We start from the raw sequence: 1,434 nt of genomic DNA, 5'->3' as shown, positions 1-1,434 counted from the left end.
CTTTTTTCTGAATTTCCTCGTTTTGCTTGCGTTGCAGCGAGAGCTGCGCTTCTTTTTGCAACTCGACCATTTCCAGCGCCTGACGAAACTGCACTTCGTGGTAATGATTGAGCAGGTAGGCCCATAACCCGCAGATAAAAAAAATCACACCGACCAGCAGTATATGGATGATGAACGTGGTCAGCTCAAAGTAGTCCAGCCGGGTGAAATAGAGCTCACGGAAACCGTGGTTATGTAAGTAGGCAAAAACCGCATGATGAACCAGTACGACCACCAGCATGGGAATTTGCAGTTTCCATTTCTGGTACGTAATCAGCAGGGCACTACCAATGAAGGCAAAAAAATGCATTTCAAAGAGCCCGTGCATCTGGTAGATGAACTGGGCCATAAAAATTCCCAGCACGGCGCTTAACACATACTGGTAAAGGTCCGAATCCGGCAGGAGTATTTTCACGGAATAATACGCCAGCAGCGAAAGACCGCCCACGCCCAGGGCAATGAGCCAGGTGTCGTAAAAAGTTGCCAGAAGAAGCCCGATCAGAAAATAGCCGATGAGGAAAAAATTCATCATCCGGTCGGATTGCTGCTGTACGCGGAAAAGAAAGTCACGGGCGGGGTCAGCGGCCACGGCGGACGGATAATCCATGTTAGTTTTCAGAGCGTATAGAATCGTTTTTGCAATAAGAAACACGACAACCGTAGGAGGTTAGGGCCAGCGAATCGAGATTTACACGGGCCTTGTTGCGGAGCAGTTCGGTCAGGGCCATTTTGGCGTAGCTGGTTTTTTCGTCCGTACAGTAGCGGCTTCGGTTATAGTTGCCCCGGTAAAACAAACGGTGTTTCGCATCCAACAGCGCGGCCTGGGGCGTGGAATATACCCCGCATAAGGCGGCAACGGATGGATCGAAAAGGACCGGTAGCGGCATCCCAATCTTTTCCTGAATCTGCTGCACCGAATACGTTTTTGTGCTCATGACGACCACAACAAAGGCCACCTGCTGGCCAAACTGCCGGACCAGTGCCTTAAAATGGGGCTTGTTAAACCGTGAACAGGGGCAGTCCGGGTTAAAAAAATGCAGGAGAACGGGTTTATTGGCCGGTAACGCCAGGCGGTCCTGTAAAGCAATCACGGTTCCGGTTTTCACCGGCTTATAATTTTCGGGGACGGGCGTAGGCAACTGATACAGCCAGTCGTTATACCAAAACAAGGCTATAACCGCTGAAAGCAGCACCAATAACCACATCATCACCAAACTTTTTCGTATCATAATGCGTGCTTTATTTGCTCCCATAAACCCACTGACAGCGCAAAAGCCGCTAATTGTTCAGTTACACTGTTGTTGGAAAGTAGCTCGTGGCACTAGGGAAAGGCAATAACAATGCCATGTTTATATCTATAAGTGATCGATAACATTTACGATAGCTTTAGCGGTA

2 protein-coding genes are annotated in these 1,434 nt (G+C 49.0%); both read right to left on the bottom strand.

Annotated elements, in window-relative coordinates:
- A partial coding sequence (locus LX87_RS28475; protein WP_211325398.1) for a hypothetical protein occupies window positions 1–646 on the bottom strand: 646 nt, incomplete at its 3' end.
- A 1-nt stretch (window position 647) separates the two neighbouring features.
- Window positions 648–1,268, bottom strand: coding sequence for a DUF6436 domain-containing protein (locus LX87_RS28470; RefSeq protein ID WP_211325397.1), 621 nt, complete (start codon window positions 1,266–1,268; stop codon window positions 648–650).
- Window positions 1,269–1,434 lie beyond the last annotated feature (166 nt).

This window comes from Larkinella arboricola (assembly GCF_003259745.1).
GTDB classification, from domain to species: domain Bacteria; phylum Bacteroidota; class Bacteroidia; order Cytophagales; family Spirosomataceae; genus Larkinella; species Larkinella arboricola.
This window is presented reverse-complemented; position numbering and strand designations above follow the sequence as displayed.

Excerpts from the sequence above, each read along its gene's own strand:
- LX87_RS28470 (WP_211325397.1), bottom strand. The coding sequence starts at position 1,268 with ATGATACGAAAAAGTTTGGTGATGATGTGGTTATTGGTGCTGCTTTCA.